General features: G+C 74.2%; 27 protein-coding genes. 8 read left to right on the plus strand and 19 right to left on the minus strand.

What is annotated here, in order from left to right:
* Positions 1-94: 94 nt before the first annotated feature.
* The 3 genes from B9L22_RS18820 to B9L22_RS18830 all read right to left on the minus strand — a co-directional run bounded on the left by B9L22_RS18820 (position 95) and on the right by B9L22_RS18830 (position 3,808).
* Positions 95-1,207 carry a BMP family protein gene (locus B9L22_RS18820; protein WP_086151488.1) on the minus strand — a complete coding sequence of 371 codons (1,113 nt, stop codon included), beginning with the start codon at positions 1,205-1,207 and terminating at the stop codon, positions 95-97.
* Positions 1,208-1,433: 226 nt separating this feature from the next.
* Positions 1,434-2,663, minus strand: a complete 1,230-nt coding sequence (locus tag B9L22_RS18825; protein ID WP_076405241.1) for an amidohydrolase — start codon at positions 2,661-2,663, stop codon at positions 1,434-1,436.
* Positions 2,660-3,808, minus strand: a complete 1,149-nt coding sequence (locus B9L22_RS18830) for a mannose-1-phosphate guanylyltransferase (protein WP_031315561.1) — start codon at positions 3,806-3,808, stop codon at positions 2,660-2,662. The genes B9L22_RS18825 and B9L22_RS18830 overlap by 4 nt, the downstream gene beginning before the upstream one ends.
* Positions 3,809-4,042: 234 nt before the next feature.
* Here B9L22_RS18830 and sdhC point away from each other — a divergent pair, with 234 nt between their 5' ends.
* From sdhC to B9L22_RS18850, 4 genes are all read left to right on the plus strand, one after another.
* Positions 4,043-4,426, plus strand: a complete 384-nt coding sequence (sdhC, locus tag B9L22_RS18835) for a succinate dehydrogenase, cytochrome b556 subunit (RefSeq protein WP_021481379.1) — start codon at positions 4,043-4,045, stop codon at positions 4,424-4,426.
* Entirely contained in the window at positions 4,426-4,884 is a 459-nt protein-coding gene (locus tag B9L22_RS18840) for a succinate dehydrogenase hydrophobic membrane anchor subunit (protein ID WP_021481378.1), read from the plus strand. Before sdhC ends, B9L22_RS18840 begins: the two co-directional genes overlap by 1 nt.
* Positions 4,885-4,955: 71 nt before the next feature.
* The gene (gene sdhA, locus B9L22_RS18845) at positions 4,956-6,788 is read left to right on the plus strand and encodes a succinate dehydrogenase flavoprotein subunit (protein ID WP_021481377.1); all 1,833 of its coding nucleotides are present in this window, start codon (positions 4,956-4,958) and stop codon (positions 6,786-6,788) included.
* Positions 6,788-7,555 (plus strand): succinate dehydrogenase iron-sulfur subunit, encoded by a 768-nt coding sequence (locus tag B9L22_RS18850; protein ID WP_034651163.1) that lies wholly within the window; start codon positions 6,788-6,790, stop codon positions 7,553-7,555. Before sdhA ends, B9L22_RS18850 begins: the two co-directional genes overlap by 1 nt.
* Positions 7,556-7,795: 240 nt before the next feature.
* Here the strand turns inward: B9L22_RS18850 and B9L22_RS18855 are convergent, their stop codons facing one another.
* The 7 genes from B9L22_RS18855 to sigE form a co-directional block, all read right to left on the minus strand.
* Positions 7,796-8,941, minus strand: a complete 1,146-nt coding sequence (locus B9L22_RS18855) for a YihY/virulence factor BrkB family protein (RefSeq protein ID WP_158097229.1) — start codon at positions 8,939-8,941, stop codon at positions 7,796-7,798.
* A gap of 10 nt (positions 8,942-8,951) precedes the next feature.
* Positions 8,952-9,515, minus strand: a complete 564-nt coding sequence (locus tag B9L22_RS18860; protein WP_086151490.1) for a 2'-5' RNA ligase family protein — start codon at positions 9,513-9,515, stop codon at positions 8,952-8,954.
* Positions 9,512-10,603 carry a tryptophan--tRNA ligase gene (trpS, locus tag B9L22_RS18865; RefSeq protein WP_076405236.1) on the minus strand — a complete coding sequence of 364 codons (1,092 nt, stop codon included), beginning with the start codon at positions 10,601-10,603 and terminating at the stop codon, positions 9,512-9,514. Before trpS ends, B9L22_RS18860 begins: the two co-directional genes overlap by 4 nt.
* A gap of 67 nt (positions 10,604-10,670) precedes the next feature.
* The gene (locus B9L22_RS18870) at positions 10,671-11,012 is read right to left on the minus strand and encodes a twin-arginine translocase TatA/TatE family subunit (protein WP_021479805.1); all 342 of its coding nucleotides are present in this window, start codon (positions 11,010-11,012) and stop codon (positions 10,671-10,673) included.
* Positions 11,013-11,021: 9 nt separating this feature from the next.
* Complete coding sequence (locus B9L22_RS18875; protein WP_086151491.1) at positions 11,022-12,470, minus strand: S1C family serine protease; 1,449 nt, start codon at positions 12,468-12,470, stop codon at positions 11,022-11,024.
* Positions 12,467-13,435, minus strand: a complete 969-nt coding sequence (locus B9L22_RS18880; RefSeq protein ID WP_086151492.1) for a zf-HC2 domain-containing protein — start codon at positions 13,433-13,435, stop codon at positions 12,467-12,469. Before B9L22_RS18880 ends, B9L22_RS18875 begins: the two co-directional genes overlap by 4 nt.
* A complete protein-coding gene (gene sigE / locus B9L22_RS18885) occupies positions 13,432-14,049 on the minus strand; it encodes an RNA polymerase sigma factor SigE (RefSeq protein ID WP_051028660.1) in 618 nt (205 codons plus the stop codon). Before sigE ends, B9L22_RS18880 begins: the two co-directional genes overlap by 4 nt.
* Before the next feature lie 243 nt (positions 14,050-14,292).
* Between sigE and B9L22_RS18890 the strand changes: the two genes are divergently transcribed.
* Complete coding sequence (locus B9L22_RS18890; protein WP_369824879.1) at positions 14,293-14,898, plus strand: O-methyltransferase; 606 nt, start codon at positions 14,293-14,295, stop codon at positions 14,896-14,898.
* Positions 14,899-14,907: 9 nt separating this feature from the next.
* On the opposite strand, the gene B9L22_RS18895 is transcribed toward B9L22_RS18890, so the two are convergent.
* The 6 genes from B9L22_RS18895 to dapE form a co-directional block, all read right to left on the minus strand.
* The gene (locus tag B9L22_RS18895; RefSeq protein WP_233140237.1) at positions 14,908-16,473 is read right to left on the minus strand and encodes a M17 family metallopeptidase; all 1,566 of its coding nucleotides are present in this window, start codon (positions 16,471-16,473) and stop codon (positions 14,908-14,910) included.
* Positions 16,474-16,533: 60 nt separating this feature from the next.
* On the minus strand, positions 16,534-16,701 hold the full coding sequence (locus B9L22_RS18900) for a DUF3117 domain-containing protein (RefSeq protein ID WP_064506638.1): 168 nt from the start codon (positions 16,699-16,701) through the stop codon (positions 16,534-16,536).
* Positions 16,702-16,823: 122 nt separating this feature from the next.
* Complete coding sequence (locus B9L22_RS18905; protein ID WP_086151494.1) at positions 16,824-18,041, minus strand: hypothetical protein; 1,218 nt, start codon at positions 18,039-18,041, stop codon at positions 16,824-16,826.
* Positions 18,038-19,033, minus strand: coding sequence for a dihydropteroate synthase (folP, locus tag B9L22_RS18910; RefSeq protein WP_086151495.1), 996 nt, complete (start codon positions 19,031-19,033; stop codon positions 18,038-18,040). The genes B9L22_RS18905 and folP overlap by 4 nt, the downstream gene beginning before the upstream one ends.
* Positions 19,034-19,046: 13 nt before the next feature.
* A complete protein-coding gene (locus B9L22_RS18915; RefSeq protein ID WP_086151496.1) occupies positions 19,047-19,886 on the minus strand; it encodes a TIGR00730 family Rossman fold protein in 840 nt (279 codons plus the stop codon).
* Positions 19,887-19,896: 10 nt separating this feature from the next.
* Positions 19,897-21,024, minus strand: coding sequence for a succinyl-diaminopimelate desuccinylase (gene dapE / locus B9L22_RS18920; RefSeq protein WP_233140238.1), 1,128 nt, complete (start codon positions 21,022-21,024; stop codon positions 19,897-19,899).
* 35 nt (positions 21,025-21,059) lie between these two features.
* Here dapE and dapD point away from each other — a divergent pair, with 35 nt between their 5' ends.
* Positions 21,060-22,052, plus strand: a complete 993-nt coding sequence (dapD, locus tag B9L22_RS18925) for a 2,3,4,5-tetrahydropyridine-2,6-dicarboxylate N-succinyltransferase (RefSeq protein WP_086151498.1) — start codon at positions 21,060-21,062, stop codon at positions 22,050-22,052.
* A 32-nt stretch (positions 22,053-22,084) separates the two neighbouring features.
* Positions 22,085-23,062 carry a hypothetical protein gene (locus tag B9L22_RS18930; RefSeq protein WP_198947344.1) on the plus strand — a complete coding sequence of 326 codons (978 nt, stop codon included), beginning with the start codon at positions 22,085-22,087 and terminating at the stop codon, positions 23,060-23,062.
* A gap of 190 nt (positions 23,063-23,252) precedes the next feature.
* Here B9L22_RS18930 and B9L22_RS18935 read toward each other — a convergent pair whose 3' ends face one another.
* The 3 genes from B9L22_RS18935 to fdxA form a co-directional block, all read right to left on the minus strand.
* Complete coding sequence (locus B9L22_RS18935) at positions 23,253-24,551, minus strand: citrate synthase (RefSeq protein ID WP_021482791.1); 1,299 nt, start codon at positions 24,549-24,551, stop codon at positions 23,253-23,255.
* A gap of 115 nt (positions 24,552-24,666) precedes the next feature.
* Positions 24,667-25,809 (minus strand): succinyldiaminopimelate transaminase, encoded by a 1,143-nt coding sequence (gene dapC / locus B9L22_RS18940; protein ID WP_086151499.1) that lies wholly within the window; start codon positions 25,807-25,809, stop codon positions 24,667-24,669.
* Between the two features lie 19 nt (positions 25,810-25,828).
* Positions 25,829-26,146 (minus strand): ferredoxin, encoded by a 318-nt coding sequence (gene fdxA / locus B9L22_RS18945; RefSeq protein ID WP_024841122.1) that lies wholly within the window; start codon positions 26,144-26,146, stop codon positions 25,829-25,831.
* Positions 26,147-26,300: 154 nt separating this feature from the next.
* Between fdxA and B9L22_RS18950 the strand changes: the two genes are divergently transcribed.
* Entirely contained in the window at positions 26,301-26,603 is a 303-nt protein-coding gene (locus tag B9L22_RS18950) for a hypothetical protein (protein WP_034651460.1), read from the plus strand.
* Positions 26,604-26,694: the final 91 nt, after the last annotated feature.

Genomic DNA, 26,694 nt, shown 5'->3' on the forward strand with positions numbered 1-26,694 from the left:
GACGACACCGTCGTCGTCATGACGGTGGCCCGGGCGCTGGGCCCGGGCCACCGGTGCCGGTCGCCCGTGGGCGGCCGGCGGGTTCAGCGTCGCGTCACGGCGCGTTCGGCGACTCGACGACGAGGTCGCCCGCGATGATCTGCTCCTGGTACTGGGCGAGCTGGTCCTGCAGCTCGGCCGGGACCGCGTCCTCGAAGTCGTGGAACGGCGCCAGGCCGACGCCCTCGTTCTCGAGCGTGCCGACGTACGGCTCGCTCGTGAAGTTGCCGTCCGCCGACTCGCTCACGGTGTCGAAGACCGCCGGGCCGATCTGCTTCATCACGGACGTGAGGATGATGCTCCCGTAGTCCGTCGTGAGGAAGCCGTCCGAGTCGACCCAGATGATCTTCGCGCCGCCGCTCTCGGCCGCCGCGGCGGCACCGAGGCCGACCGGGCCGGCGACGGGCATGATGATGTCCGCGCCCTGGTCGATGAAGCCCTGCGTGACGTTCTGGCCGTTCGCCTGGTTGTCGAAGTCGCCGGTGAACGTGCCGGTCTGCGCTTCCTTGTCCCAGCCGAGGACCTTGACGTCGGTGCCGTTGTCCTCGTTGTACTTCGCGACGCCGTCGACGTAGCCGTCCATGAAGATGGCGACCGAGGGGATCTGGATGCCGCCGAACGTGGCGACCGTGCCCGTCTCCGTCATGCCCGCCGCGAGGTAGCCGGCGAGGAACGCCGCCTCCGCGGTGTTGAAGAGGATCGGCTTCGCGTTGTCGATCTCGACCGGCTCCGGCGGGTCGTCCGACGTGGCGCCCGGGTTGCTGAACGCCGAGTCGATGAGGGCGAAGTGCACGTCCGTGTTCGCCTCGGCCGCCGACTGGATCGGGTCCTCGAGGAGGAAGCCGACGCCGATGATGAGGTTGCAGCCCTGCTGGACGAGGCTGTCGATGTTCGGGCCGTAGTCGGTGTCCGCCTGGGACTCGACCTCGTGCGTCGTGATGCCGAGCTCCGTCTTGGCCTTCTCGAGGCCCTCGTAGCCCGACTGGTTGAAGGACTGGTCGTCGAACCCGCCGGCGTCGGAGACCATGCACGCGGAGAAGTCGGAGTTGCCGCCCGCGGTGCTGTCGCCGCCGCCGCTCGTCTCGTCGTCCTCGGGCGCGGCGCCGCACGCGGCCAGCGCGAGCGCGGCGACCGCCGCGAGGGCGGTGACCTGAGTCGCTCTCTTCACCTGATAGCTCCTGTCGTTCTCGTAGCAGTGCCGCGCAGGGAAGGACCCCTGGGCCCTCCCGAGCACCGTTGCACGGGAGGACCGGTCCGTCGGCCTCTATAGGACCGAAGACTAATCAGCCCAAGGGGTCCAGCACGTTACTTGCCGGTAACGCGGGCGCTTCGTTATGCAAGCGTCACTTTGCGTCTGAGGCGTGACACACCCCTGTCCACGGGTCGGGACCGGTTCACCCGTCCTGGCCCGCGGCGACGCGCGCGAGGAGCCGCATGCCCAGGCCGATCGCGCGCTCGTCCACCTGGAGGTCGCCCTGATGGATGTCGTAGCTGCGCCCGCCCGGCGTCCGCGTGCCGAGGCGGGCCATCGCCCCGGGCACCTTCGTCAGGTACCAGGCGAAGTCCTCGCCCCCGAGCGACTGCTCGGTGAGCACGACGCTGTCCGGGCCCAGGACGTCGCGCGCGGCAGCCTCGAGCAGGCCGGTGCAGCGCTCGTCATTCTCGACGGGCGGGACGCCCCGCGTGTGGTGCACGGTCACCTCGACCTCGTACGGCGCGACGACCTGCTCCACCGCGTCGTGCAGCACCTGCCCCGCGAACTCCCACGCGCGCACGTCGAGGCAGCGCAGGGTGCCGCGGACCGTGCCGGTGCTCGGGATGGCGTTGTGCGCGGAACCCGCGTGGACGGCGCCCCACGTGAGGTTGACGCCCGAGCGCGGGTCCAGCCGACGACCGAGCACCGCGGGGACCTGCGTGATGACCTGGCCCAGCGCGTACACCACGTCGCCGGTCAGGTGCGGTCGCGACGTGTGGCCGCCCGGGGAGGCGATCGTCACGGAGACCTCGTCGGACGCCGACGTGATCGGGCCGATCCGCGTGCCGATGCGACCCACGTCGACCTTCGGGTCGCAGTGCACGGCGTAGATCTCGTCGACCCCGTCCATCGCCCCGGCCGCGAGGACGTCGAGCGACCCGCCCGGCTGGACCTCCTCGGCGGGCTGGAGCACGAGCCGCACGCCGCGGCGCAGCTCGCCCTGCGCGTGGAGGTCCGCGAGCACCAGCCCGGCACCGAGCACGACGGCCGTGTGCACGTCGTGGCCGCACGCGTGCGCGACGCCCGGCACGGTCGACGCCCACGGGAGGCCGCAGCGGTCCTGCAGCGGCAGCGCGTCGATGTCCGCGCGCAGGGCGACGCGGCCCTCCGGGACGGCCGCGCCGTCGGGCACGCCCGCGGCGGTCGTGCCCGGCTCCGGGCCGACGTCGCACACGAGCCCCGTGCCCGGCAGGAGCCGCGGCTCGAGGCCCGCCGCGCGCAGGCGGTCGGCGAGCAGCGCCGTGGTGCGCGTCTCCGCGCGCGAGACCTCGGGGTGGGCGTGGATGTCGCGGCGGATCGCCACGACCTCGTCCACGTGGCGCGCGACGGCGGCCCCGATGCGGGCGGCGAGGGTCACGTCGGCGCTCACAGGAGCTCGTCCATCCCGAGCTCGCGCACCGTGTCGACCATCGACTTCACCTGCTGCGCGCGCGCCCGCGTCGTGACGAGGAGCGCGTCGGGGGTGTCGACCACGACGACGTCGTCGAGACCGAGGACCGTCACGACCCGGTCGCTCGCGGGCACGACGACCGAGCCCGCGCTCTCGCGGCGCACGACGCGCCCCGTGTCGCCGAGCACCTTGGAGCCCGCCCCGTCGACGGACGGGAGGAGGGCGGCGAGGGAGTTGAAGTCGCCCACGTCGTCCCACCCGAACGTGCCGGGGACGACGGCGACGCCCCCGACCGCCGCGACCGGCTCGGCCACCGCGTGGTCGATCGCGATCCGCTCGAGCGCCGGCCACCGCTCCGCGAGCACGCGGTCGCGGTCGGGGCCGTCCCACGCGGCCGCGATCGCGCGCAGGCCGTCGTGCAGCTCGGGGCGCTGGTCCGCGAGGTGCCCGAGGAGCACGGACGAGCGCACGATGAACATGCCGGCGTTCCACCGGTACTCCCCGGACGCGAGGTAGCGCTGCGCGGTCGCGGCGTCCGGCTTCTCCGTGAAGCCGCGCACGTGCTGCGCGCTCGGCGCCCCCGCGACGCCGAGCGGGGCGCCGCTGTGCACGTACCCGAACGCCGTCGACGGCCGCGACGCCGCGATGCCGATCGTCACGACGTACCCGGCGCGCGCCGCCTCCACCGCCTCGCGCACCGAGGACTCGAAGGCGGCACGACCCGTGATCACCTGGTCCGCGGCGAACGAGCCGACGACGACGTCGCCGTGCCGCTCCTCGAGCACCGCCGCGGCGAGCCCGATGGCCGCCATCGAGTCCCGCGGCGACGGCTCCGCGAGCACGTTCTCGGCCGGCAGGCCCGGGAGCTGCGTGCGCGCCGCCGCGACGTGCCGGTCGCCCGTGACGAGCACGACGCCCTGCTCCCCCGCGAGCGGCACGAGCCGGTCGACCGTCGCCTGGAGCAGGGAGCGCCCAGAGCCGGTGAGGTCGAGCAGGAACTTCGGGGAGCCCGCCCGCGAGAGCGGCCACAGCCGGGTGCCGGCGCCTCCCGCAGGGACGACGGCGAAGAAGCCGGGGATCGGCGACCCGGACGGGCCGGAGGAGTCGTGCGGCGAAGAGGCCATGAGGGCCAGCATAGTGAGGGCCGCAGTTCCCCCGCGGGCTGTGGGATCAGTCACAAACCCACGGCAGGGGGCCGTTCCGCCGCCCCCGGCGGTCCGCATCATGACGTCGATGTCACTATGGTGGAAGCCCTGAGACCGATGCCGACGACGGTCCCGGGGTCCGGACTGAGGGAGTTCCGGACCACGGCCGGAACGTGACATCTCCCCCTGATCTCGCCACAGGAGGCCCCCAAAGTGCCCAGTGCACCAGCCGGCACGCTCTACCGCGGCCGCGAAGGCATGTGGTCGTGGGTCGCGCACCGCGTGACCGGCGTGCTCATCTTCTTCTTCCTGCTCGTGCACGTGCTCGACACGGCGCTCGTGCGGGTCTCGCCCGAGGCGTACAACGCCGTCATCGGGACGTACCAGACGCCGATCATGGGTATCGGTGAGGCGGGCCTGGTCGCGGCCATCGTCTTCCACGCCTTCAACGGCATCCGCATCATCCTGGTCGACTTCTGGTCCAAGGGCCCGCGGTACCAGCGCACGATGCTCTGGGTCGTCGTCGGCCTGTTCGTCGTGACGATGGCCGGGTTCCTGCCGCGCCACCTGATGAACGTCTTCGGAGGGGGGCACTGATGGCCGCCGCACCCACGGTCGAGGTCGCGAGCCCGCGCGACCCGTACAAGCGCCGCAAGGCCACGCGCAGCAACTACGAGCTGTACAGCTGGATCTTCATGCGCGCCTCCGGCGTCGTGCTGATCGTCCTCATCTTCGGGCACCTCTTCGTCAACCTCATGGTCGGCGAGGGCGTGCACGCGATCGACTTCGGCTTCGTCGCCGGCAAGTGGGCCTCGCCGTTCTGGCAGATCTGGGACCTGCTCATGCTGTGGCTCGCCATGTTCCACGGCACCAACGGCGTCCGCACGATCATCAACGACTACGCCGAGCGTGACGGCACTCGCCTCGTCCTCAAGCTCGCGCTGTACCTCGCCTTCACGATCGTCACGGTCCTCGGCACGCTCGTGATCTTCACGTTCGAGCCCTGCCCCGCGAACGCCCCGGCCGAGCTGCTCGCGTCGTTCTGCACGGCCTGAGCACCGCACCACCGCACGCCCCCGTCTTCCTCTCGCTCCACCCGGCTCTCTCCCAGGAGGCATCGACCCCGATGCAAACCCATCAGTACGACGTCGTCATCGTCGGCGCAGGCGGCGCCGGGATGCGCGCGGCGCTGGAGTCGTCCGGCAAGGTCCGGACGGCCGTCATCTCCAAGCTCTACCCCACGCGCTCGCACACGGGCGCCGCGCAGGGCGGCATGTGCGCCGCGCTCGCGAACGTGGAGGAGGACAACTGGGAGTGGCACACGTTCGACACGGTCAAGGGCGGCGACTACCTCGTCGACCAGGACGCCGCGGAGATCATGGCCAAGGAGGCCATCGACGCCGTCCTCGACCTCGAGCGCATGGGCCTGCCGTTCAACCGCACGCCCGAGGGCCGCATCGACCAGCGCCGGTTCGGCGGGCACACGCGCAACCACGGCGAGGCCGCGGTGCGCCGCTCGTGCTACGCCGCGGACCGCACCGGCCACATGATCCTCCAGACGCTCTACCAGCAGTGCGTCAAGCAGGACGTCGAGTTCTTCAACGAGTTCTACGTCCTCGACCTCATCACCGACCACGACCTCTCCGCGGGCGAGATCCCCGACGACGAGACGGTCACCGCGACCGGCGTCGTCGCCTACGACCTCGCGTCCGGCGAGATCCACGTCTTCCAGGCGAAGGCGATCATCTTCGCCACCGGTGGCGCGGGCAAGATCTTCAAGACGACGTCCAACGCGCACACGCTCACGGGCGACGGCATGGCCCTGGCCTACCGCCGCGGCCTGCCGCTCGAGGACATGGAGTTCTTCCAGTTCCACCCGACCGGCCTCGCGGGCCTCGGCATCCTCCTGTCGGAGGCCGCCCGCGGCGAGGGCGGCATCCTGCGCAACGCGGACGGCGAGCGCTTCATGGAGCGCTACGCCCCCACCATCAAGGACCTCGCGCCGCGCGACATCGTCGCCCGGTCCATGGCGAACGAGGTCCGCGAGGGCCGCGGCGCCGGGCCGAACAAGGACTACGTCCTGCTCGACCTCACGCACCTCGAGCCGGCGCACATCGACGCCAAGCTCCCCGACATCACCGAGTTCGCCCGGACCTACCTCGGGATCGAGCCGTACACCGAGCCCGTGCCCGTGTACCCCACGGCGCACTACGCGATGGGCGGCATCCCGACGAACGTCGACGCCGAGGTGCTGCGCGACAGCCACAACGTCGTCAAGGGCCTCTACGCCGCCGGTGAGGTCGCCTGCGTCAGCGTGCACGGCTCCAACCGTCTCGGCACCAACTCGCTGCTCGACATCAACGTCTTCGGCAAGCGCGCCGGCCGCACGGCCGCCGCGTACGCCGCGACCGCGTCGTACAGCGAGCTCCCGGAGAACCCCGCCGCGGCCGTCGTCGCGCAGCTCGAGGAGATGCGCAACCGTCCCGACGGCGAGCGCGTCGCCGACGTCCGCAAGGCGCTCCAGGAGACGATGGACGCCAACGCCCAGGTGTTCCGCACGGGCGAGTCGCTCAACCAGGCCCTCGCGGACATCCGCGACCTGCAGAAGCGCTACAAGAACGTGTCCGTGCAGGACAAGGGCCGCCTGTTCAACACCGACCTCCTCGAGGCGATCGAGCTCGGGTTCCTCCTCGACATCGCCGAGGTCACCGTGGTCGCGGCGATCAACCGCAAGGAGTCCCGCGGCGGCCACTACCGCGAGGACTTCCCGGACCGCGACGACGCCAACTACATGCTGCACACGATGGCCTACCGCCGTCCGACGTCCGCCAGCGACGTCGCCGACGGGCACGTCGCGGGCTACTTCGACCACGTCGAGCAGTTCGACGGCTACAAGGTCGCCCTGGGCTCCAAGCCCGTCACCCAGACCCGGTACGAGCCCATGGAGCGGAAGTACTGATGACTGCCACACTCGAGAGCCCGGCCGCCGAGCCCAAGGCCGGGGAGATCCCCTCGTTCGAGGTCACGCTCCGCGTCCGCCGCTACTCCCCCGAGTCGGAGCACGGCGAGGAGGCGTACTGGGACGAGTTCACCGTCCAGGCCCACGGCACCGACCGCGTGCTCGACGCCCTGCACAAGATCAAGTGGGAGCACGACGGCTCCCTGACGTTCCGCCGCTCGTGCGCGCACGGCGTGTGCGGCTCGGACGCGATGCGCATCAACGGCCGCAACCGGCTCGCGTGCAAGACGCTCCTCAAGGACGTCAACCCCGACAAGCCGATCACGGTCGAGCCCATCAAGGGCCTGCCCGTGGTCAAGGACCTCGTCGTGGACATGGAGCCGTTCTTCGCGTCCTACCGCGAGATCATGCCGTTCCTCATCACGTCCGGGAACGAGCCGAGCAAGGAGCGTCTCCAGTCCGCCGCGCAGCGCGAGCGCTTCGACGACACCACCAAGTGCATCCTGTGCGCCGCGTGCACGTCGTCCTGCCCGGTCTTCTGGACCGACGGCCAGTACTTCGGCCCCGCCGCCATCGTCAACGCGCACCGCTTCATCTTCGACAGCCGCGACGAGGGCGCCACGCAGCGCCTGGAGATCCTCAACGACAAGGAGGGCGTGTGGCGCTGCCGCACGACCTTCAACTGCACCGAGGCCTGCCCGCGCGGCATCGAGGTCACGAAGGCGATCCAGGAGGTCAAGCGGGCGATGATCACCCGCGCGTTCTGACACCCCCCGCACCGCCACGAAGGGCGCCGACCGGACGGTCGGCGCCCTTCGTCGTCCCCCGGTGACGTCGCGGCCTCCTCGACGAACGCCTCCGTGACCGACAGCCACGACCGCGACCGGTGTTCGCGACCGAGATCGGCGTCTGCGGCGGAGATCGGCGGCCGCCCGTGCCGATCTCGGCAGCGCGCACCGGTCTCGACAGCGCGTGCCGATCTCGTCCCGCCGCCCGAACGCGGGCGATCACGTCCCTCGCGGCAGACGGGCCCGGCGGACTCCGCGGACCACGGGGCTCCACGGGCGGTGCGACCCGTGGCCGGCGCGGACGCGCTCCTCCGTGGACGGAACGGCGCCGTCGCGCGTGCTCTCGACGGCGTGGCGGGGCGCCCGGAGATGGCGGCCGTCGGGCGGGGGGTCGCCGTCGAGCACGGGCAGCTCGGGACGGCCGTCGCGCGCGTGCCGGGCGCCGTCGGGCACCGGGTCGGGCGGGCGCGGCGGGTCCGCCATCCACGCGCACACGGCCAGGAGGATGCGCGCGGTGAAGTTGACGAGGAGCAGCAGCGTCACGAGGACGGCGAACGAAGCCAGGAGGGCATTCCGGGTGGCGCTGCTCTCGACGAACGACGACCCGAGGTAGCGGAGCACGCCGAACCCGACGGCGGCGGTGAGCGAGCCGACGAGGAGGTCGCGGCGTCGGACCCGCACCCCGGCGAGGAGCCGCACGACGACGACCACGACGAGCGCGTCGAGCAGGACGCTCACGACGAGGCCCGCACCGGTGACGAGGACGGCGGGCCCGCCGGAGAGCCCGATCGCCTCGAGGATCTGGTTGCCGAGCGACGTCACGGCGATGCCGGCGACGGCGGAGACGAGGAGGAACACCGCGAGGAGGAAGAACCCGAGGAGGGCGCGCGCCCGGGCGAGCACGGGGCTCTGGCCGACGTCGCTCACGCCGAACATGGTCCGCACGGCGCCACGCAGGTGGTACATGAACGACACGACGGAGAAGAGCAGCACCACGCTCGCGACGACGCTCGTGACGCTGAGCCCGGAGTCGAGCAGGAGCTGGTCGGGCCGGATGGCACCCGGCTGGCCGTCGAGGGCGATGAGGCCGGGCACGAGCTCGTTGATCTCGCCGAAGACGACGTCCATGAGCTCCTGGCGGCCGCCCAGGACCCGCATGAAGACGGTGTAGCCGATCGTCAGCGCGGCGAACAGCGAGAACAGCGCGGAGTACGCGATGCCGCCGCACAGGAGCGCACCGCGCGCGTACAGGTAGCGGTAGGTCGCGCGGCCGGGCCGGCTGTCCTTCCAGCGCTCGACGAGCGCGTCCACCCGCGCGCGCGTGCGCGTGACGACGCGCGGGGCGGCTGGGCGGGGCGACGTCACGCCCCGAACCCTACGAGGCGGTCGCTCCCGCGGCATCCGCGCCGAGGGGGAACACCTGCTCGGGGCGCCAGACGCCGTCGTCCCCGTGCTCGTAGAGCGAGAACCCCGCGACGTCGAACTGCGCGTCGTAGGTCGCCATCTGGTCGAACGCCGCGTCGAGCGCGGCCTCGGGCACCTCGTGCGCGACGGTCACGTGCGGGTGGTAGTTGAACCGCAGGTCCTGGGCGAGCGGGCCGGTGCGGATCGCGCTCTCGAGGTGCTCGCACTCCGCGATGCCCTCGACCACCTGGACGAACACCACGGGCGAGACGGGCCGGAACGTCGCGCTCCCCCGCAGGTGGAGGCGGAACGGCGCCGCCGTCGACGCGACCTCGGCGAGGTGCGTGCGCGCCGTGTCGAGCGCCGTGCGGTCCAGGACCGTCGGGCCGAGGAGCGTCACGTGCGGCGGGATCGACCGCGCGAGCGGGTCGCCGAACCGTGCGCGCGCGTCCTGGAGCTGCGTCGCGAACGGCTCGGGCACCTCGATCGCGATGCCGATCCGCACCTGGTGGGGCTCGCGCTCCGGGAGGTTCACGCGGTCGTCCCGCCCACGGGCAGCAGGCCGACGCGGTCGTAGACGCGGGCGAGCGTGCCGGCCGCGATCTCGCGGGCCTTCTGCGCGCCGCGCGCGAGCACCGCGTCGAGCTCGGCCGGGTCCGCCAGGTAGGTGTTCGCACGCTCCTGGAACGGCACGAGGAAGTCGACGACGACGTCCGCCAGGTCCACCTTGAGGCGCCCGTAGCCCTGGCCGTCGTACTCGGCGGCGATCGCCTCGACGTCCCGCCCCGTGAGCGCCGAGTAGATGGTCAGCAGGTTCGACACGCCGGGCTTGGCGACCGGGTCGTAGCGGATCTCCGTGCCGGAGTCGGTCGCAGCCGACCGGATCCGCTTGGCGGCGACCTTCGGGTCGTCGAGCAGCCAGATGACGCCCTTGCCGTTGGACGAGGACTTGCTCATCTTCGCCGTCGGCTCCTGGAGGTCGTAGATCTTCGCGACCGACCGGACGATGTGGGCCTCCGGCACGACGGCGGTCCCGTCGCCGAAGCGGGCGTTGAGCCGCTCCGCGAGGTCACGGGTGAGCTCGAGGTGCTGGCGCTGGTCCTCGCCGACCGGCACGAGCGCCGCGTCGTAGAGCAGGATGTCGGCCGCCATGAGCACGGGGTACGTGAACAGCCCGACGGTCGTGCCGTCGGCGCCCTGCTTCGCGGACTTGTCCTTGAACTGGGTCATGCGGCCCGCCTCGCCGAAGCCCGTCTGGCACGACAGCACCCACGACAGCTCGGCGTGCTGCGGCACGTGCGACTGGACGAACAGCGCCGAGCGGTCCGGGTCCACGCCGCCGGCGAGGTACTGGGCGGCCGTGCGGCGGGTGCGCTCGCGGAGCCGCTCCGGGTCGGGGTTGACCGTCAGCGCGTGGAGGTCGACGACGCAGTACAGGGCGTCGTACGCGTCCTGCAGGGAGACCCACTGGCGCAGCGCACCGATGTAGTTCCCGAGCTGCAGCGAGTCCTCCGTGGGCTGCATGCCCGAGAGGATCCGTGGCCGGGTGCCCGTCGGGCTCCCGGGCTCCTGCGTGGTCTCCGGGACCGGTGCCGGACCGATGTGCGTCGCCTCGATGGACATTGCCCCATTCTGACAGGTGCTCGGGCGCCGGAACGAATCGCCGTCGTACCGCGGTCGGACGACCGGGTCAGGTGGCCTCGTCGTCGAACGGTGCCGGGCCCTGCGGCGCGACGGGGGCGGGCGGCGGGGGCGGGGAGACGCGCTCGGGCAGGGGGTCGTCGTCCAGGAGTGCCTCGCGGACGATCCGGCGCGGGTCGTACTGGCGCGGGTCGAGCTTGGCCCAGTCGACGTCGGACAGCTCCTCGCCGAGCTCCGCGTCCACGCGCGACTTCGCGTCGCGCAGGTAGCCCCGCGCGGACCGCACGAACGCCCCGAGCTGCTCCGCGTAGCGCGGCAGGCGCTCGGGACCGATGACGACGACCGCCACGATGAGGAGCACGACGAACTCGGCTCCGTTGATCCCGAACACGCCGACAGACTACTCGCTCGTGGCCTCGTCGAGGACGACGCGCACGTCGCGCTCCTGGTCGCCGGTCCGCACGCGCAGGGTCACCGCGTCCCCCGGCGCCTTCGCCCGGATCGCGACGATGAGCTCGTCCGACTCCGTGACGGGCCGGCCGTCGATGGACAGGATCACGTCTCCCGGCCGGATCCCGGCGGCGTCCGCCGGGCCGTCGGGCGTCACGGCGGGCGTCCCGGACTGCGCGTCGGTCGAGACCTGCACGCCCTCGCCCTGGTAGCGCTGGTCGAGGAGCACGCCGATCACGGGGTACGTCGCGACGCCGTCGGCGATGAGCTGCTCGGCGGTGCGGCGGGCCTGGTTCGACGGGATGGCGAACCCGAGCCCGATGCTGCCCGTGGCCTCGCCGCTCCCCGGCGGCTGCGCGATGGCCGAGTTGATGCCGACCACCTGGCCGCGGCCGTCGACGAGCGGGCCGCCGGAGTTGCCGGGGTTGATCGCGGCGTCCGTCTGGATCGCGTTGATGAACGCCGTCTCCGCCGCGGCGCCCGCCTGGACCGGGCGGTTGAGCGCGCTGATGATCCCCGTGGTCACGGTCCCGTTGAGCCCGAGCGGCGCACCGATGGCCACCACCGGGTCCCCGACGACCACCTCGTCGGAGTCACCGAGCGCGAGCGGCGTGAGGCCGGAGTCCTCGACCTTGACGACCGCGAGGTCGTAGTCGACCGTCCGCCCGACGAGCTCCGCCGGGCTCTCGTGCCCGTCGGAGAAGAGCACGACGATGTCGCCGCCGTCGGCGGCCGACGCGACGACGTGGTTGTTCGTGAGGATGAAGCCATCCTCCCGCAGCACGAAGCCCGAGCCGGTCGCGACGCCGTCGGCCCCGCGGACCTGGAGCGAGACGACGCTGGGCAGCACGGTCGCGGCGATGTCCGCCACCGAGCCGTCGGGGCGGTCCGCGCCCGGCTCGACGCTCGCGGGCGGCAGCGCCGAGACGGACGAGCCGGAGGACTGCGGGTCGGCGAGGCGGTCGGCCGCGACGCCGCCGACGGCGCCCGCGACGAGCGCGAGCACCGCGACGCCCGCCACCGCGGCCGGGCGCAGGCCGCGGCGCGGCGCGGTGCCGACGGCTCCGCGGGGCACGCCCACGAGGGTCGGGTCGACGGACCCGCCCGGGCGCGTCGGCGCCTCGGGCTGGCCGAACGCGCTCAGCCGCTCCCACGGGTCCGTGGGCCCCGCGGTCGAGGGTTCCGCGGGCGCGGGCGGCGGCGGGACCGGTCCCGGACCGTGCGGGGGCGCGACGTGCCCCGATGCAGCGCCTTCAGCGGGCCGTGGGGCCTCGGTGGGCCGTGGCGCCTCGGCGGACGGCGGGACGGGCACGCTGCGGTAGGCCGACGGCGGCGCGAACGGGTTCGGCGCGGCGTCGCGCGGACCGGGCTGCTCCGGTCCGGTCTGGGGGTCGGTCATGAGGTGCCGAGCGCTCCTGTCATGGTCGTCCAGCCCCGGGAGATGCGCGCCGGGACCCCGGCATCGTAGTCACGGGCCGGGAACGCCGCCACGAGGGCGGCGACCGTCTCCTGCTCGGTGTCGGCGACGACGTCGATCACCGTGTCGCCCGACTGCCACACGACGTGCCACGGCGCCTCGGACAGCACGTGCACGCGGCGACCGTCGACGTCCCACGTCTCGCCGCCCGCGAGCGCCGACGTATCCAGCAGGCCGGTCTGCTCGCGCACGACCGCCTCCCCGCCCGGCGCCTCGAGGTCGATCTCCAGCACGCCGCGCCGCGCGTCGTCGCGGACGTCGGCCACGCGGAAGCCCTCGGGGAGCGGCGTCGGGCAGGTCCAGCCCTGCGCGGCGAGCGCCGCGAGGGCGGACGCGCCGCCGTCGGCGACCGTCCCACCGCCCGACCCGCCGTCCGGACCGTCGGTCCGCGCGCCGCCGACGACGAGCGCGCCCGTGGCCCGGGGCGCGGCCTGCGCGAGCACGGTGAGCGGGTCGCTGCGGTGCAGGTCCGGCGTGACGAGCGGGCTCTCCCCGAGCGCGAAGAGGCCCACCGCCGCGACGCCGACGCCGCCGACGACGAGGCCGACGACCCGCCGCCGGAGCGAGCCGCGGCGCACCTCGCCGCTCCACGCGCCGCGCGGGAGCGTCGCGGTCTCCGCCCAGGGGTCGCTCGGCGCGGGCGCCGCGCGCAGCGGGTCGCCGTCCGTCGGCGGGATCTGGGCGGACAGCGCGAGCAGGCGCGCGGCGAGGTCCGGCGCCGGCTCCACCGGCCCGGCCGCGCTCAGCGCGCGCCGGGCCGCACGGGCCGCGGAGAGCTCCGCCGCGCACCGCGGGCAGCAGGCCACGTGCTCCAGGGCGCGCTCCGCCTCCGCGGGCGACAGCTGCCCGTCGACGAGCGCGGAGAGCCGCGAACCGAGATGGGTCACGCCGCCCCCCGGGCGCCCACGGCGGTCGGTGCGTCGTCCGACGCCGGACGCTCGGCAGGGTCGCGGTGCGGCAGTGCGGCGCGCAGCTGCGAGCGCGCGCGGTGGATCCGCGAGCGGACCGTGCCGAGCTTGATGCCGAGCGTCACGGCGATCTCCTCGTAGGAGAGGCCCTCGATGTCGCACAGCACGACGGCGGCCCGGTACTCGGGCGAGAGCGCGTCGAGCGCGCGCTGCACGTCGTGGTCGAGGTTCGCGTGCTCGAACCCGCGCTCCGGCTGGGCCTCGGCGCGCGCCGGGTAGTGCCCGTCGTCGTCGCCCATGGCCTCCATCCGGATGCGCTGCTTGCGCCGCACCTGGTCGAGGAACAGGTTCGTCGTGATCCGGTGGAGCCAGCCCTCGAACGTGCCCGGGGTGTAGCTCGACAGCGAGCGGAACACCCGGACGAACGTCTCCTGCGTGAGGTCCTCCGCGTCCTGGCGGTTGCCCGTCAGGCGGTAGGCGAGCCGGTAGACCCGCGCCGAGTGCTCGCGCACGATCGCGTCCCACGACGGCGGCACCCACGTGCCCGCGTCCTGCTGGCCGTGCGTGCTGGTCCTCGGTCGTGCGTCGTCCACGTGGTCCATCGTCCCAGAAGAACGTCCCGCCCTCGGCGCGTGTTCCCCGGCTCGCGCGGGACGTGCGCGCGACGTCCACGGCCCGTGCACACGCGCGCGGCGCGGGAACGGGCCGGCGCGGGAGGGGGCGGGTACGATCCGAGACAGTGCCGGCCCGGCCCCCGGGGCCGGACGACGGACCACCAGGAGGACCTGATCACCAGCGACGTCGGCACCCACCGCAGCGCCAAGGCGGCGAGCTGGGTGTACAGCGAGGAGTTCGTCCCCGAGGACGAGGTCCTCCTGCGGGCGCGCGACCGCGCGGCCGAGCTCGGCTGCCCCGCGGTCCTCCCGGGCGTCGGGGCCGTGCTCCAGGTCCTGGCCGCGTCCCTCGCGGCCCGCGCGGTCGTCGAGATCGGCACCGGCACGGGCGTCGCCTCGATCTGGCTCCTGCGCGGCATGCCCGCCGACGGCGTGCTGACGACGATCGACGTCGAGGTCGAGCACCAGCGCGCGGCGAAGGCGGCGTTCGCGGAGGAGGGCGTGCCCGCGTCCCGCACGCGCACGATCCCGGGCCGCGCGAGCGACGTGCTCCCCCGCCTCACCGACGGCGCGTACGACCTCGTCCTCGTCGGGGCCGACAAGCACAGCTACCCCGAGTACGTCGAGCAGGGGCTGCGCCTCCTGCGGCCCGGAGGCGTGCTCGCGGTCGACGGCGCGCTGTCGCACGACCGCGTCGCCGACCCCGCGCGGCGCGACGAGGTGACGACGATCGTGCGCGAGGTCGGCCGGTCGCTCCGGTCCGACGAGCGCGTGCTGCCGGCGCTTCTGCCCAGCGGCGACGGCCTCCTGCTCGCCGTCCGCCGCTGACCGGCCAGGTCAGAGCCGGTCGAGCGCCTCGAGCAGCAGCCGGGCGCCGAAGCCCGTCGCCCCGGCCACGACCTCGTGCCGGTCAGCCGTCGCGCGCGCCGGTCCCGCGACGTCGAGGTGGGCCCAGGGCACGTCGCCCACGAACTCCCGGAGGAACAGCGCGGCCGTGATGGCCCCGCCGCCGGGGCTCTCGACCGGGACGTGCCGCAGGTCGGCGACGTCGGAGCGCAGGGCACCCGCGTAGTCCTCGACGAGCGGCATGCGCCACACCCGCTCGCCCGTCGTGCGGGCGGCGTCCTCGAGCGCGTCGGCGACAGCGTCGTCGGTCGCGAACAACGCGCCGTGACCGCGACCCAGGCCCACGCTCGCCGCGCCGGTGAGCGTCGCGACGTCGACGAGCACGTCCGGGGCGAGCTCCTGCACGGCGTACCCGACGGCGTCGGCGAGGACGAGGCGGCCCTCGGCGTCCGTGTTCGCGACCTCGACCGTGCGCCCCGACCACGTGCGCAGCACGTCACCGGGCCGGTACGACGCCGCGCCGACGTGGTTCTCCGCGAGCGGCAGCACGGCGGTGACGCGCCGGTCCGAGCGCGCGCGGGCGGCCCCGAGCACGACGGCGAGCGCGACGGCGGCGCCCGCCATGTCGGTCTTCATGGGCACCATCGCCTCGCGCGGCTTGATGGACAGACCGCCCGTGTCGTAGGTGATGCCCTTGCCGACGACGACCACGTGCCGCGGCGCGGAACGGTCCGTCGCCGGGGTCACGCCGTGGTCGGCGGGGTCGTACGTGACGGTGACGAGCCGCGGCCCGCGCGCCGAGCCGGCGCCCACGGCGAGGAGCGCGCCGAAGCCGTCGGCGGCGAGCTCGGCGGGGCCGCGGACGGTGGTGTCGAGGCCGAGCGCGTCGGCCAGCCCGAGGGCGCGGTCGGCGAACCAGGCCGGGTCCTTGACGTCGGACGGCGTGTTCGCGAGGTCGCGCACGAGCCACGTCGCGGCGGCCGCGCGGGTCGCCGCCTCGATCGGTGCCGCCACGTCGGGACGGTCGGGCGGCGTGAGCAGCACGAGCTGCGCGGCGGCGTCCTGCGCGCCGGCGGGCGCGTCGCCGCGGCGCGGCTGGGCGTACGCGGCGAGCAGGTAGCCCTCGACGTAGGCGCGGACCTCGGCCGCCCCGGCGTCCGCGGTCACGGCGCTCACGACCCGCTCGAGGCCGCGGGACGCACGGGCCAGCGCAGCCCCGGCGCGGCGCAGGTCCGTCGCGGTGCCGGCGCCCACGCCGAGCAGCAGGAGGCGGGGCGGCAGGCCCGCCCACGGCAGCCGGGTCGTGGACCCGACGTGCGCGCGCGGCAGGTCCACGCGCACGACCTCGCCGGCCGCGCCACGGAAGCCCGGGCCACCCGCGCGCTCGGCCAGCTCGGCGAGGTCGACCCCGTACCGCAGGGTCGCGTCGACCGTGCCGGCGCGCGGCTGCAGCCCGTCCTCCGCCTCGCGCGGCGGCGCGACGGCGACCACGACCGCGTCGGCCTGTGCCTCGTCGACGAGCGGGGCGTCGCTCAGCGCGCCCCGTGCACCGACCACCTCCGGCAGCGCGCGCGGGATCTCCGAGGTTCCGGAGACCCGGCGCTCACGTGCGGGCAATCAGCCCACCACGGCCTGGAGCGCCTCACCCAGCTCGCTGGCCTCGGTCGCGTTGAGCTCGACCACCAGACGCCCGCCACCCTCGAGCGGGACCCGCATGACGATGCCTCGCCCTTCCTTGGTGACCTCCAGCGGTCCGTCACCCGTCCGCGGCTTCATCGCAGCCATCGATGGCACTCCATTTCCGTTTGTCCCGAGTCCACCCCGCACGCGCGAGGAGGGGCGTCCGACCTCGGACGACGCCCGGGGGACAGTCTAGTTCACGCGTGCCGACATCCCGGGCGTCCCGGTCACGGCGGCCAGCCCGACGGCGGGACCAGCCGCCACAGCGACCAGACCCACCACACCTGGCCCACGACGCACGCGACGGTCACCGCCGCGAGCCACGCGCGCGACCGCGTCCACCCGACCGTCACCGCGCCGAGCGGGAACGCGAGCAGGAGGAAGCGCACGAGCGACGTGCCCGGCTGGACCGTCGCCACGAGGTACGCCAGGTACGCCCCGGACCACGCGTGCATCTCCGGGCCGAGACGCGCCGCCACCGGGTTGAGCACGAGCGCGGCCGCCACCACGAGGACGAGCGCGAGGAGCCACGGGCCGGCGTCGCCCGCGAGCCACCGCGAGACGTCCACCCACGGCACGAACGGCACGACCTCGGCGCCGCCGCGCCAGGCCTCCTGGGTGCGGAAGTACGCCTGGTGCACGCCCGTCACCGCGCCGCACAGCCAGGGCCACACGAGCCCGCTCCCGAGGGCGACGACCAGCAGCCCGCCCAGCCGGGCGGCGTCGGGCCCGCGCAGGTCCCCGCGGCGCCATCGCACGAACCCGTGCCACAGCACGACGGCCGCCATCGGCAGCGCGACCGCGCGGCAGAAGCCGAGGAGCACGACGAGGAGCGCCGCCCCGGCGTAGCGGCGCCGCGCGAGCAGGAGCAGCGCACCGGCCACGAGGAGCAGGGCGAGCGACTCGGTGTAGGCGACCTGGAGGACCGGGCTGGAGGGGAAGACGCTGACGAGCAGCACCGTCGCGAGCGGGAGGCCCGGGCGGCGCTCGACGGCGGCCGCCCCGGCCGTCGCGACGAGCCGATGGACGACGAGCGCCGCGCCCGCCCCGCACGCGAGCGCGACGGTCGGTGCGAGCACCTCCCAGCCGAGCCCCGTGACCGCGTCGAGCGCGCGGACGAGCGCGGGGAAGAGCGGGAAGAAGGCCCACACGTTCTGCTGCACGGCGCCGTCGGGGCCCACGGGGAGCGTGTCCGGGTAGCCGGAGGCGTAGATCTGCTCGTACCAGCTCGCGTCCCACATCCGGCCGACGTAGGCGAGGTACGACGGCGCGGCGTCTGTCCACAGGTTCTGCTCCTGGGACCGCGCGGCGACGAGCAGGACGACGGCGCTCACCGCCCGGGCCAGGGCGTAGACCACGAGCACCTGGACCCACCACCGCCAGGTGGCGGGCCGCAGCAGCCGCGCCCGCGCCGCGGGGAGGGCGGCCGTGCGCGGCGTCGTCACGCCAGGCCCCGCAGGGCCGCTGCCGGGGCCGTCTCGTCGCGGACGGCGGAGACCAGGTCGAGGACGCGGCGCGTCGCCGCGACGTCGTGCGCGCGGAAGACGCGCGCGCCGAGCCACGCGGCGACGGCCGTCGCCGCGAGCGTGCCCTCGAGTCGCTCGTCGGCCGGGAGGTCGAGCGTCTCCCCCACGAAGTCCTTCCGCGACAGGGCCATGAGGAGCGGGAAGCCCAGTCCCGCGAGCACCTCGGTGCGGCGGAGCAGGTGCAGCGAGTGCCACGTGTTCTTGCCGAAGTCGTGGGTCGGGTCGACGAGCACCGACGCGCGCGGGACGCCGCACGACACCGCCCGCTCGGCCGCGGTCCGCAGCGTCGTCACGACGTCCTGCACGACGCCGTCGCGCGGGTCGGCCGCTCCGGGGCGGGCCGGGTAGTCGACGCGGACGGGGTCCGTGCGCGGCCGCGCTCCCCCGGTGTGGGAGCACACCACCCCGATGCCGTGCTGCCCGGCCACCTCGACGAGCCGCGGGTCGTGCCCGGCCCACGTGTCGTTGACGAGGTCCGCGCCCGCGAGCGCCGCCTCGTGCGCGACGTCGGCCCGCCACGTGTCCACGCTGACGAGGAGCTCCGGGAACTCCGACCGCACGCGGGCCACGAACGGGACGACGCGGCGGATCTCCTCCGCCGGGGTGACCTCCGGGCCGACCCCGGCGCGCACGCCGCCCACGTCGAGGATCTCGGCGCCCTCGCGGACCGCGCGCTCGACGGCGGCGAGCGCCTGGCGGTCGTCGAGCTGGCGCGCGCCGGCGTAGAACGAGTCGTCGGTGCGGTTGACGATGGCCATCACGGCGGGCCGGTCGAGCTCGCGCCCGCGCAGCACGACCGACGTGCCGCGCGGCGGCACCCCGAGCGACGGCAGCGGGACGGGCGCGCCCTCGGACGGGCGCGCCCCCGGCTCGCCCGCGCCGGAGCCGGGCGCGCCGGGACCTGCGGTCATCGTGCCGCGCCCGTCAGCTCGCGTCGCCGGCCTGCGCCCGGGCGAGCTCCTCGGTCGCCTCGCGCTCCTCCGCGCGCAGCTCGGCGCCGCGGTCGCACACGTACTCGACGGCCTCGGCCGGGTCGTCGCACAGGTGGATGAGGTCGAGGTCGTGCTCGCTGATCATGCCGCGCCCCACGACGGCGGTCCGCGCCCAGTCGAGCAGGCCGGTCCAGTAGTCCGTCCCGACGAGCGCGACGGGGAACTCGGTGATCTTGTGCGTCTGGACGAGCGTGAGCGCCTCGAACAGCTCGTCGAACGTGCCGAACCCGCCCGGCAGCACGACGAAGCCCTGCGCGTACTTGACGAACATCGTCTTGCGGGCGAAGAAGTAGCGGAAGTTCACGCCGAGGTTGACGTAGCGGTTCATCCCCTGCTCGAACGGCAGCTCGATGCCGAGCCCGATCGACAGGCCGCCGGCGTCGGACGCGCCCTTGTTGGCCGCCTCCATGATGCCGGGGCCGCCACCGGTGATGACGGCGAAGCCCTCGTCGACGAGGAGGCGCCCGACCTCCTCGGCGAGCGCGTAGTCCGGGTGGTCCGGCTTGGTGCGCGCCGAGCCGAACACGGAGACGGCCGGGCCGACCTCCGCGAGCGCCCCGAAGCCCTCGACGAACTCGCTCTGGATCCGCATCACGCGCCAGGGGTCGGAGTGCACCCAGTCCGCGCTCCCCCGCGAGTCGAGGAGGCGCTGGTCCGTCGTCTGGCCCGGGATCTGGTCCCCGCGCAGCAGCACCGGACCCTTGCGGTACCCGCTGCCCGTCTGGGGCACGCCGTCGTCGGAACCTGGCTGGTCACGCACCGTGTCGCTCATGGTCACGAGCCTATGCCGCAGGGGCGGCCGTCAGCCACGCACGGAGCGCGTCGCGGCACAGCGCGAGCTGCCCGACGGGGCACCGCTCGTCGTCCTTGTGCGCGAGCAGCGGGTCCCCGGGGCCGAAGTTCACCGCCGGGACACCGAGCTCGGCGAAGCGCGCGACGTCGGTCCAGCCGTACTTCGGGGCCGGCGCCCCGCCGGTCACGCCGAGGACGGCCGCCGCGAAGTCCGCCGCGAGCGGGTCGTCGAGGCCGGGCCGCGCGCCTGGCGCCGCGTCGGTGAGCGTGACCGCGAACCCGGTGAAGAGGTCGCGGACGTGCTGCTCGGCCTCGGCCACGCTGCGGGAGGGGGCGAACCGGAAGTTCACCGTGACGACGCACTCGTCGGGCACGACGTTGCCCGCGATGCCCCCCGTGATGCCGACGGCGTTCATGCCCTCCCGGTACACGAGGCCGTCGACCTCGATCTCCTGGGGGACGTATGCGGCCAGGCGGTCCAGCACCTCGTGCGCGGCGTGGATCGCGTTCGTCCCCGTCCAGGAGCGCGCCGAGTGGGCCGCGACGCCCGGCACGCGCACCTCGGCGCGCAGCGTCCCGTTGCACCCGCCCTCGAGGCCGGCGGACGTGGGCTCACCGAGCACCGCGAAGTCCGCCTCCAGCAGGTCCGGGCGGTTGCGCGCGAGGCGCCCGAGCCCGTTGAGGTCCGCCGCGACCTCCTCGTTGTCGTAGAAGACCCACGTGACGTCCTGCGCCGGGGCGTCGAGCTCCGCGGCGAGCGCGAGCGCGACGGCGACGCCGCCCTTCATGTCGACCGTGCCGCGGCCCCAGACCTCGGCGTGCGCGCCCTCGCCGACGACGCGCGTCGGCAGGTTCGGCGGGACCGTGAGCGGCACCGTGTCGAGGTGGCCCGCGACCACGACGCGCCGCTCCCGGCCGAGCGCCGTGCGCGCGACGACCGTGTCGCCGTCGCGGACGACCTCCAGGTGCGCGACCGTGCGCAGCGCGGCCTCGACCGCGTCCGCGAGCGCGCGCTCGTCCCCGCTCACGGACGGCACGTCGCACACCGCGCGGAACAGGGCGACGAGGTCGCCGCGGAGGTCGAGCACGGGTCCGGTACCAGGGGTGGGAGACGTCACGCCAGCACCCTACCGGTGCCGGATAGGGTGGGCGCATGACTTCTGCGACCCCCGCGCCCGCCCCCTCGGCGGGCGCGTCCGAGCCGCGTACGGCGTGGGGCTACGGCCTGGCGACCGTCACCGACGACGGCACGACCCTCGACGTCTGGTACCCCGCGCCGGAGCTCGGCGCCGCCCCGGCGGACGCCGCCGTCCCCGCGTCCCTCGACGCGCTCGCCGAGCGCGACGAGCCGCGCGGCGTGGACGTCGTCGTGGTGCGGACCGAGATCGACCTCGACGCCGCCCCCGCCGACACCGCCGACGCCTACCTGCGCCTGCACCTGCTCTCCCACCGCCTCGTCGTCCCGCACGGCCTGAACCTCGACGGCCTCTTCGGCGTGCTGACGAACGTCGTGTGGACGAACCACGGCCCGTGCGCCGTCGACGGCTTCGAGGAGACGCGCCTGCGCCTGCGCGCGACCGGCCAGCCCGTGACCGTGCTCGGCGTCGACAAGTTCCCCCGCATGGTGGACTACGTCGTCCCGTCGGGCGTCCGGATCGCCGACGCGGACCGCGTGCGCCTCGGGGCGCACCTCGCGGCCGGCACGACCGTGATGCACGAGGGCTTCGTGAACTTCAACGCGGGCACGCTCGGCACGTCGATGGTCGAGGGTCGCATCTCGGCGGGCGTCGTCGTGGACGACGGCTCCGACGTGGGCGGCGGCGCGTCGATCATGGGCACGCTGTCCGGCGGCGGCCGCGAGGTCATCTCGGTCGGGCAGCGTTCCCTGCTCGGCGCGAACGCGGGCCTCGGCATCCCGCTCGGCGACGACTGCGTCGTGGAGTCCGGCCTGTACGTCACCGCCGGGACCAAGGTGACGGTCGTCGGGCAGCAGGACGCCTCGGGCGAGCCGCTCGTCGTCAAGGCGCGCGACCTCGCCGGCCGGTCCGGCATCCTCTTCCGGCGCAACTCGCTGACCGGCGGGGTCGAGGCGGTCTCGCGGACGGGCGCGGGCGTCGAGCTCAACGCCGCGCTGCACGCGAACTGACCGGCCCCTCCCGAGCACGCCCCGCCTCGACGATGACGACGACGCAGCCCCCGCGCTCCCCGAACGCCCCGGCGCCGGGGCGCGTCCGGTCGCGCCGACGCCCCCTGCGCACCGCGGTCACCCTCGTCACGGTGGCCGCGGTGGGGGTCGGCGCGGTCGTGGTCGCGCTCAACCGGCTCGACGACGCGACGCCCGTCGCGGAGCGCTGCGCCGCGACCGCCGACGGCCGCACGTGGTACCTCTCCGTGACGCAGGCCGACAACGCGGCACTGATCACCGGGGCCACCGTGCAGCGCGGGCTGCCCGCCCGCGCCGCCACCATCGGGCTCGCGACCGCGCTGCAGGAGTCGCGGCTCGTCAACATCGACTACGGCGACCGCGACTCCGTCGGCCTCTTCCAGCAGCGCCCCTCGCAGGGGTGGGGCACCGTCGCGGAGATCATGGACCCGGTCTACTCGACCAACACGTTCTACGACGCGCTCGAGACGGTCGAGGGGTACGAGGGCATGGAGGTCACCGTCGCCGCGCAGACCGTCCAGCGGTCCGCGTTCCCCGACGCGTACGCGCAGCACGAGCCCCGCTCGCGCGCCTGGGCGTCCGCGCTGACCGGCTGGTCGCCCGCGTCGCTCACGTGCGACCTCGCGGCGGTCCCGGCGGAGGAGGTCCCCGCCGACGGCGACCCGGCCGAGCCGTTCCGGGAGCGCGTCGCGCGCGACCTCGGCGACGCCGTCCGCGTCGCGCCGTCGGACGGCGGGGACGGGGGCCTGGTCGTGCTCGACGCGTCCGCGCTCCCCGGCGCCGCGGAGGACGGCGGCGTCGAGCGGTCGGCGTGGGCCGTCGCCCAGTGGGCCGTCGCGACGGCGGACGCCACGAACGTCGTCGCCGTCGAGGTCGGCGACCGCCGCTGGTCGCGCGACGGCTCGACGTGGACCACCCCCGACCCGGCCGACCTCGCCCCGCTCGACCCGGGCACCCTGCGCGTCCACGTCGCCGTCCCCGACGCGTCCTGACCGACCGCCGTCGGCCCGCGCCGGCGCGGTGTCGCGGACGGTGCCCCGCCGAGACGGGAGAAGCGGCCCTCACGCACCCCGCGTCGGGGCCACGTCTCGCGTCTCGTCCCGGGGGCAGCCGCCGGACGGACGACGAGACGCCGCGTCGCTCACCGTGGGGTGAGCGGCGCGGCGTCTCGGTGAACGGGCGTCAGCGGTCGGAGACGGCGACGTAGTCGCGCTCGGTCTCGCCGACGTAGACCTGGCGCGGGCGGCCGATCTTGGTCTGCGGGTCCTTCATCATCTCGCGCCACTGCGCGATCCAGCCGGGCATGCGGCCCAGCGCGAAGAGCGGCGTGAACATGGCGGGCGAGAAGCCCATGGCCTTGTAGATGAGGCCCGTGTAGAAGTCCACGTTGGGGTAGAGCTTGCGCTCGATGAAGTAGTCGTCGTTGAGCGCGATCTCCTCGAGGCCCATGGCGATGTCGAGGAGCTGGTCCTTCTTGCCGAGGGTGGAGAGCACGGCGTCGGCCGACTTCTTGACGATCGCCGCGCGGGGGTCGTAGTTCTTGTAGACCCGGTGGCCGAAGCCCATGAGGCGGACGCCGTCCTCCTTGTTCTTCACCTTCTTCATGAAGGTGTCGACGTCGTACTCCGCGCCCGCGATCTTGTCGAGCATGGTGAGCACCGACTCGTTCGCGCCACCGTGCAGGGGGCCCGAGAGCGCGTTGACCCCGGCCGCGACGGACGCGTAGAGGTTCGCGTGCGAGGACCCGACGACGCGGACCGTCGAGGTTGAGCAGTTCTGCTCGTGGTCGGCGTGCAGGATGAGCAGCTTGTCGAGCGCGTCGACCACGACCGGGTCGGCCTCGTACTGCTGGTACGGCGTCGCGAACGTCATGCGCAGGAAGTCGTCGACGTACCCGCGCGAGTAGTCCGGGTAGAGCAGCGGCTCGCCGACGCGGCGGCGGTGCAGGTACGACGTGATGGTGCGCGACTTCGCGAGGAGCAGGACCGTCGCGAGCTCGACCGTCTCGTCGTCGAACGGGTCGAGCGACTCGGGGTAGAACGTGGACAGCGCGTTGATCGCGGACGACAGCACCGCCATGGGGTGCGCGTTGCGCGGGAACGTGCCCATGAACGTGCGGAAGTCCTCGTGCACGAGCGTGTGCCGGTTGACGCGCTCGACGAAGGCGTCGAGCGTCGCGGCGTCGGGGAGCTCGCCGTGGATGAGGAGGTAGGCGACCTCGAGGAAGCTCGACCGCTCGGCGAGCTGCTCGATCGGGTAGCCGCGGTACCGGAGGATCCCGGCCTCGCCGTCGATGTACGTGATGCTCGACTCGCACGACGCGGTGTTCATGAAGCCGGGGTCGACGGTCACGAGGCCGGTCGACTTGAGCAAGGAGGACACGACGATGCCGTCGTTGCCCTCGGTCGCCGCGACCACGGGCAGGTCCTGCGCCTGGTCGTCGACGAGGAGGCGGACCTTCGCCTGCTGAGTGGTGGTCATGGTTCCCTTCCTGCTGCTGCTCGCGCCGTTGCCGCGCGGTCGACCGTACCCCGCCTCACCCGCACGTGACCAATCAGGAACCGTCACGAGAACACCACACCCGCTGTGATCCAGGTCACGCCAGCGGGAGGCCTCCGGAGAGTCGAGCCGCGGCCTCGTGGACCCGCTCGTCGGTCGCGGTGAGGGCGACGCGCACGTGCCCCGCACCCTCGGTCCCGTAGAACGCCCCGGGCCCGACGAGGATGCCCCGGTCCGCGAGCGCCGAGACCGTCAGCCAGCAGTCGCCGGCCGCCTCGTCGGCGGGCCGCGTCCACAGGTAGAGGCCCGCCTCGGAGTGGTCGATCACGAGGCCCGCGCCGGTGAGGGCGTCGACGAGCACCTCGCGGCGGCGTGCGTAGACGTCCCGCTGCGCGGCGACGTGCGCGTCGTCGGACAGGGCCGCGACCATCGCGGCCTGGACCGGCGCGGGGACGATCATGCCGAGGTGCTTGCGCGTCGCGAGCAGGTCCGCGACGAGCGCCGCGTCCCCGGCGACGAACGCCGCGCGGTATCCCGCCATGCTCGACTGCTTGGAGAGCGAGTAGGTGACGAGCAGGCCGTCGTGCGACCCGCCGCACACCGCCGGGTCGAGCAGGCTCGGGACACTGGTCGTCGTGAAGGGCTCGGTCCACGCGAGCTCCGCGTAGCACTCGTCGCTCGCGACGACCGCACCGATCTCGCGGGCCGCGGCGACGACGCGCGCGAGGTGCGCGGCATCGAGCACCCGGCCCGTCGGGTTGCTCGGCGAGTTGACCCAGACCAGGCGCACGTCGTCGCGCCCGGCCCACGCGTCGACGTCGTCCGTCGCGAGGGGCGTCGCGCCCGCGAGGCGCGCGCCGACGTCGTAGGTGGGGTACGCCGTCCGCGGGTGCACGACGACGTCGCCCGGCCCGAGCCGAAGGAGCGAGGGCAGCAGCCCGACGAGCTCCTTGCTGCCGACGGTGGGGAGCACGGCGTCGGGGTCGAGGCCGGGGACGCCGCGACGGCGGGCGAACCACGCGGAGACCGCCTCGCGCAGGGCGGGCGTCCCGTGCGTCGTCGGGTAGCCGTGCGCGTCGGACGCGGCGGCGAGCGCGTCGCGCACCACGGCGGGGGTCGTGTCCACCGGCGTGCCGATGGAGAGGTCGACCACGCCGCGGGGGTGCGCTCGCGCGCGCTCCGCGTACGGGGTCAGCGTGTCCCAGGGATAGGCGAGACCGGAGAGGTCGGCGAGTCCCACGAGCGCCGGCGCCGGAGGCTCAGGCCTGCGGCGGCAGAGCGGCGATCATCGGGTCGTCCTTCTCGATGAGACCCATCTTCGCGGCGCCGCCGGGCGAGCCGAGGTCGTCGAAGAACTCGACGTTGGCGCGGTAGTAGTCGCTCCACTCCGTCGGCACGTCGTCCTCGTAGTAGATCGCCTCGACGGGGCAGACCGGCTCGCACGCGCCGCAGTCGACGCACTCGTCCGGGTGGATGTAGAGCGACCGCTTGCCCTCGTAGATGCAGTCGACAGGACATTCCTCGATGCACGCCTTGTCCTTGACGTCCACGCACGGCTGGGCGATCACGTAAGTCACGACCGAGTACCTTTCTGGGTTCGTCCGGACCCGGCCCGGCGAGGGGCGAGGTCATGACAGGGACATGCACGACTAGTATCGCTCAGGTCGGGCGGTGCCCGACCCTCTCTGACCAGCCCGTGGACGAACGTCACACGACCCGAGGAGCCGCCGCGTGCCCGACTCGCCCTGGACGACGTGGGCGCCGGGGACGCGGGTCGTCGTCCGCCGCAGGCTCTCGCCCGACGACGCCGCCGCCGCGGGCAAGCCCCTCACCGACGTGATCGGGGTGGTCGTGGAGACCACCGCGACCACGCTCGTGCTGCGCGAGGACGCGGGCGGCAGCGCCCCGCCGCACCGCGGCCACGGCCCGCGCGACGACGCCCCTCCCCTGGTCTCCGTGCCGCTCGACGCGATCGTGGCCGGCAAGCCGGTCCCGCCGCGGCCGCCGCGACGGCCCGCGTCGCGCCCGGACTGACGACCGGGCCCGACGGGCGACCGGTCGACGGGGCCTCGCGACGGGGCCCGGCGACGACGTGACCCGCCCCGGGCGACGCCGGGACCGCGGT

The sequence above is a fragment of the Cellulosimicrobium sp. KWT-B genome (genome assembly GCF_002127155.1).
In the GTDB taxonomy this organism is placed as follows: domain Bacteria; phylum Actinomycetota; class Actinomycetes; order Actinomycetales; family Cellulomonadaceae; genus Cellulosimicrobium; species Cellulosimicrobium funkei.

What these genes read in the sequence shown, in the direction of transcription:
- B9L22_RS18830 (WP_031315561.1), bottom strand. Translation starts at nt 3,808, where the DNA reads ATGGCCTCTTCGCCGCACGACTCCTCCGGCCCGTCCGGGTCGCCGATC.
- B9L22_RS18840 (WP_021481378.1), top strand. Translation starts at nt 4,426, where the DNA reads ATGGCCGCCGCACCCACGGTCGAGGTCGCGAGCCCGCGCGACCCGTAC.
- sdhA (WP_021481377.1), top strand. Translation starts at nt 4,956, where the DNA reads ATGCAAACCCATCAGTACGACGTCGTCATCGTCGGCGCAGGCGGCGCC.
- B9L22_RS18850 (WP_034651163.1), top strand. Translation starts at nt 6,788, where the DNA reads ATGACTGCCACACTCGAGAGCCCGGCCGCCGAGCCCAAGGCCGGGGAG.
- trpS (WP_076405236.1), bottom strand. Translation starts at nt 10,603, where the DNA reads ATGTCCATCGAGGCGACGCACATCGGTCCGGCACCGGTCCCGGAGACC.
- B9L22_RS18875 (WP_086151491.1), bottom strand. Translation starts at nt 12,470, where the DNA reads ATGACCGACCCCCAGACCGGACCGGAGCAGCCCGGTCCGCGCGACGCC.
- B9L22_RS18900 (WP_064506638.1), bottom strand. Translation starts at nt 16,701, where the DNA reads ATGGCTGCGATGAAGCCGCGGACGGGTGACGGACCGCTGGAGGTCACC.
- folP (WP_086151495.1), bottom strand. Translation starts at nt 19,033, where the DNA reads ATGACCGCAGGTCCCGGCGCGCCCGGCTCCGGCGCGGGCGAGCCGGGG.
- B9L22_RS18915 (WP_086151496.1), bottom strand. Translation starts at nt 19,886, where the DNA reads ATGAGCGACACGGTGCGTGACCAGCCAGGTTCCGACGACGGCGTGCCC.
- dapD (WP_086151498.1), top strand. Translation starts at nt 21,060, where the DNA reads ATGACTTCTGCGACCCCCGCGCCCGCCCCCTCGGCGGGCGCGTCCGAG.
- B9L22_RS18930 (WP_198947344.1), top strand. Translation starts at nt 22,085, where the DNA reads ATGACGACGACGCAGCCCCCGCGCTCCCCGAACGCCCCGGCGCCGGGG.
- B9L22_RS18935 (WP_021482791.1), bottom strand. Translation starts at nt 24,551, where the DNA reads ATGACCACCACTCAGCAGGCGAAGGTCCGCCTCCTCGTCGACGACCAG.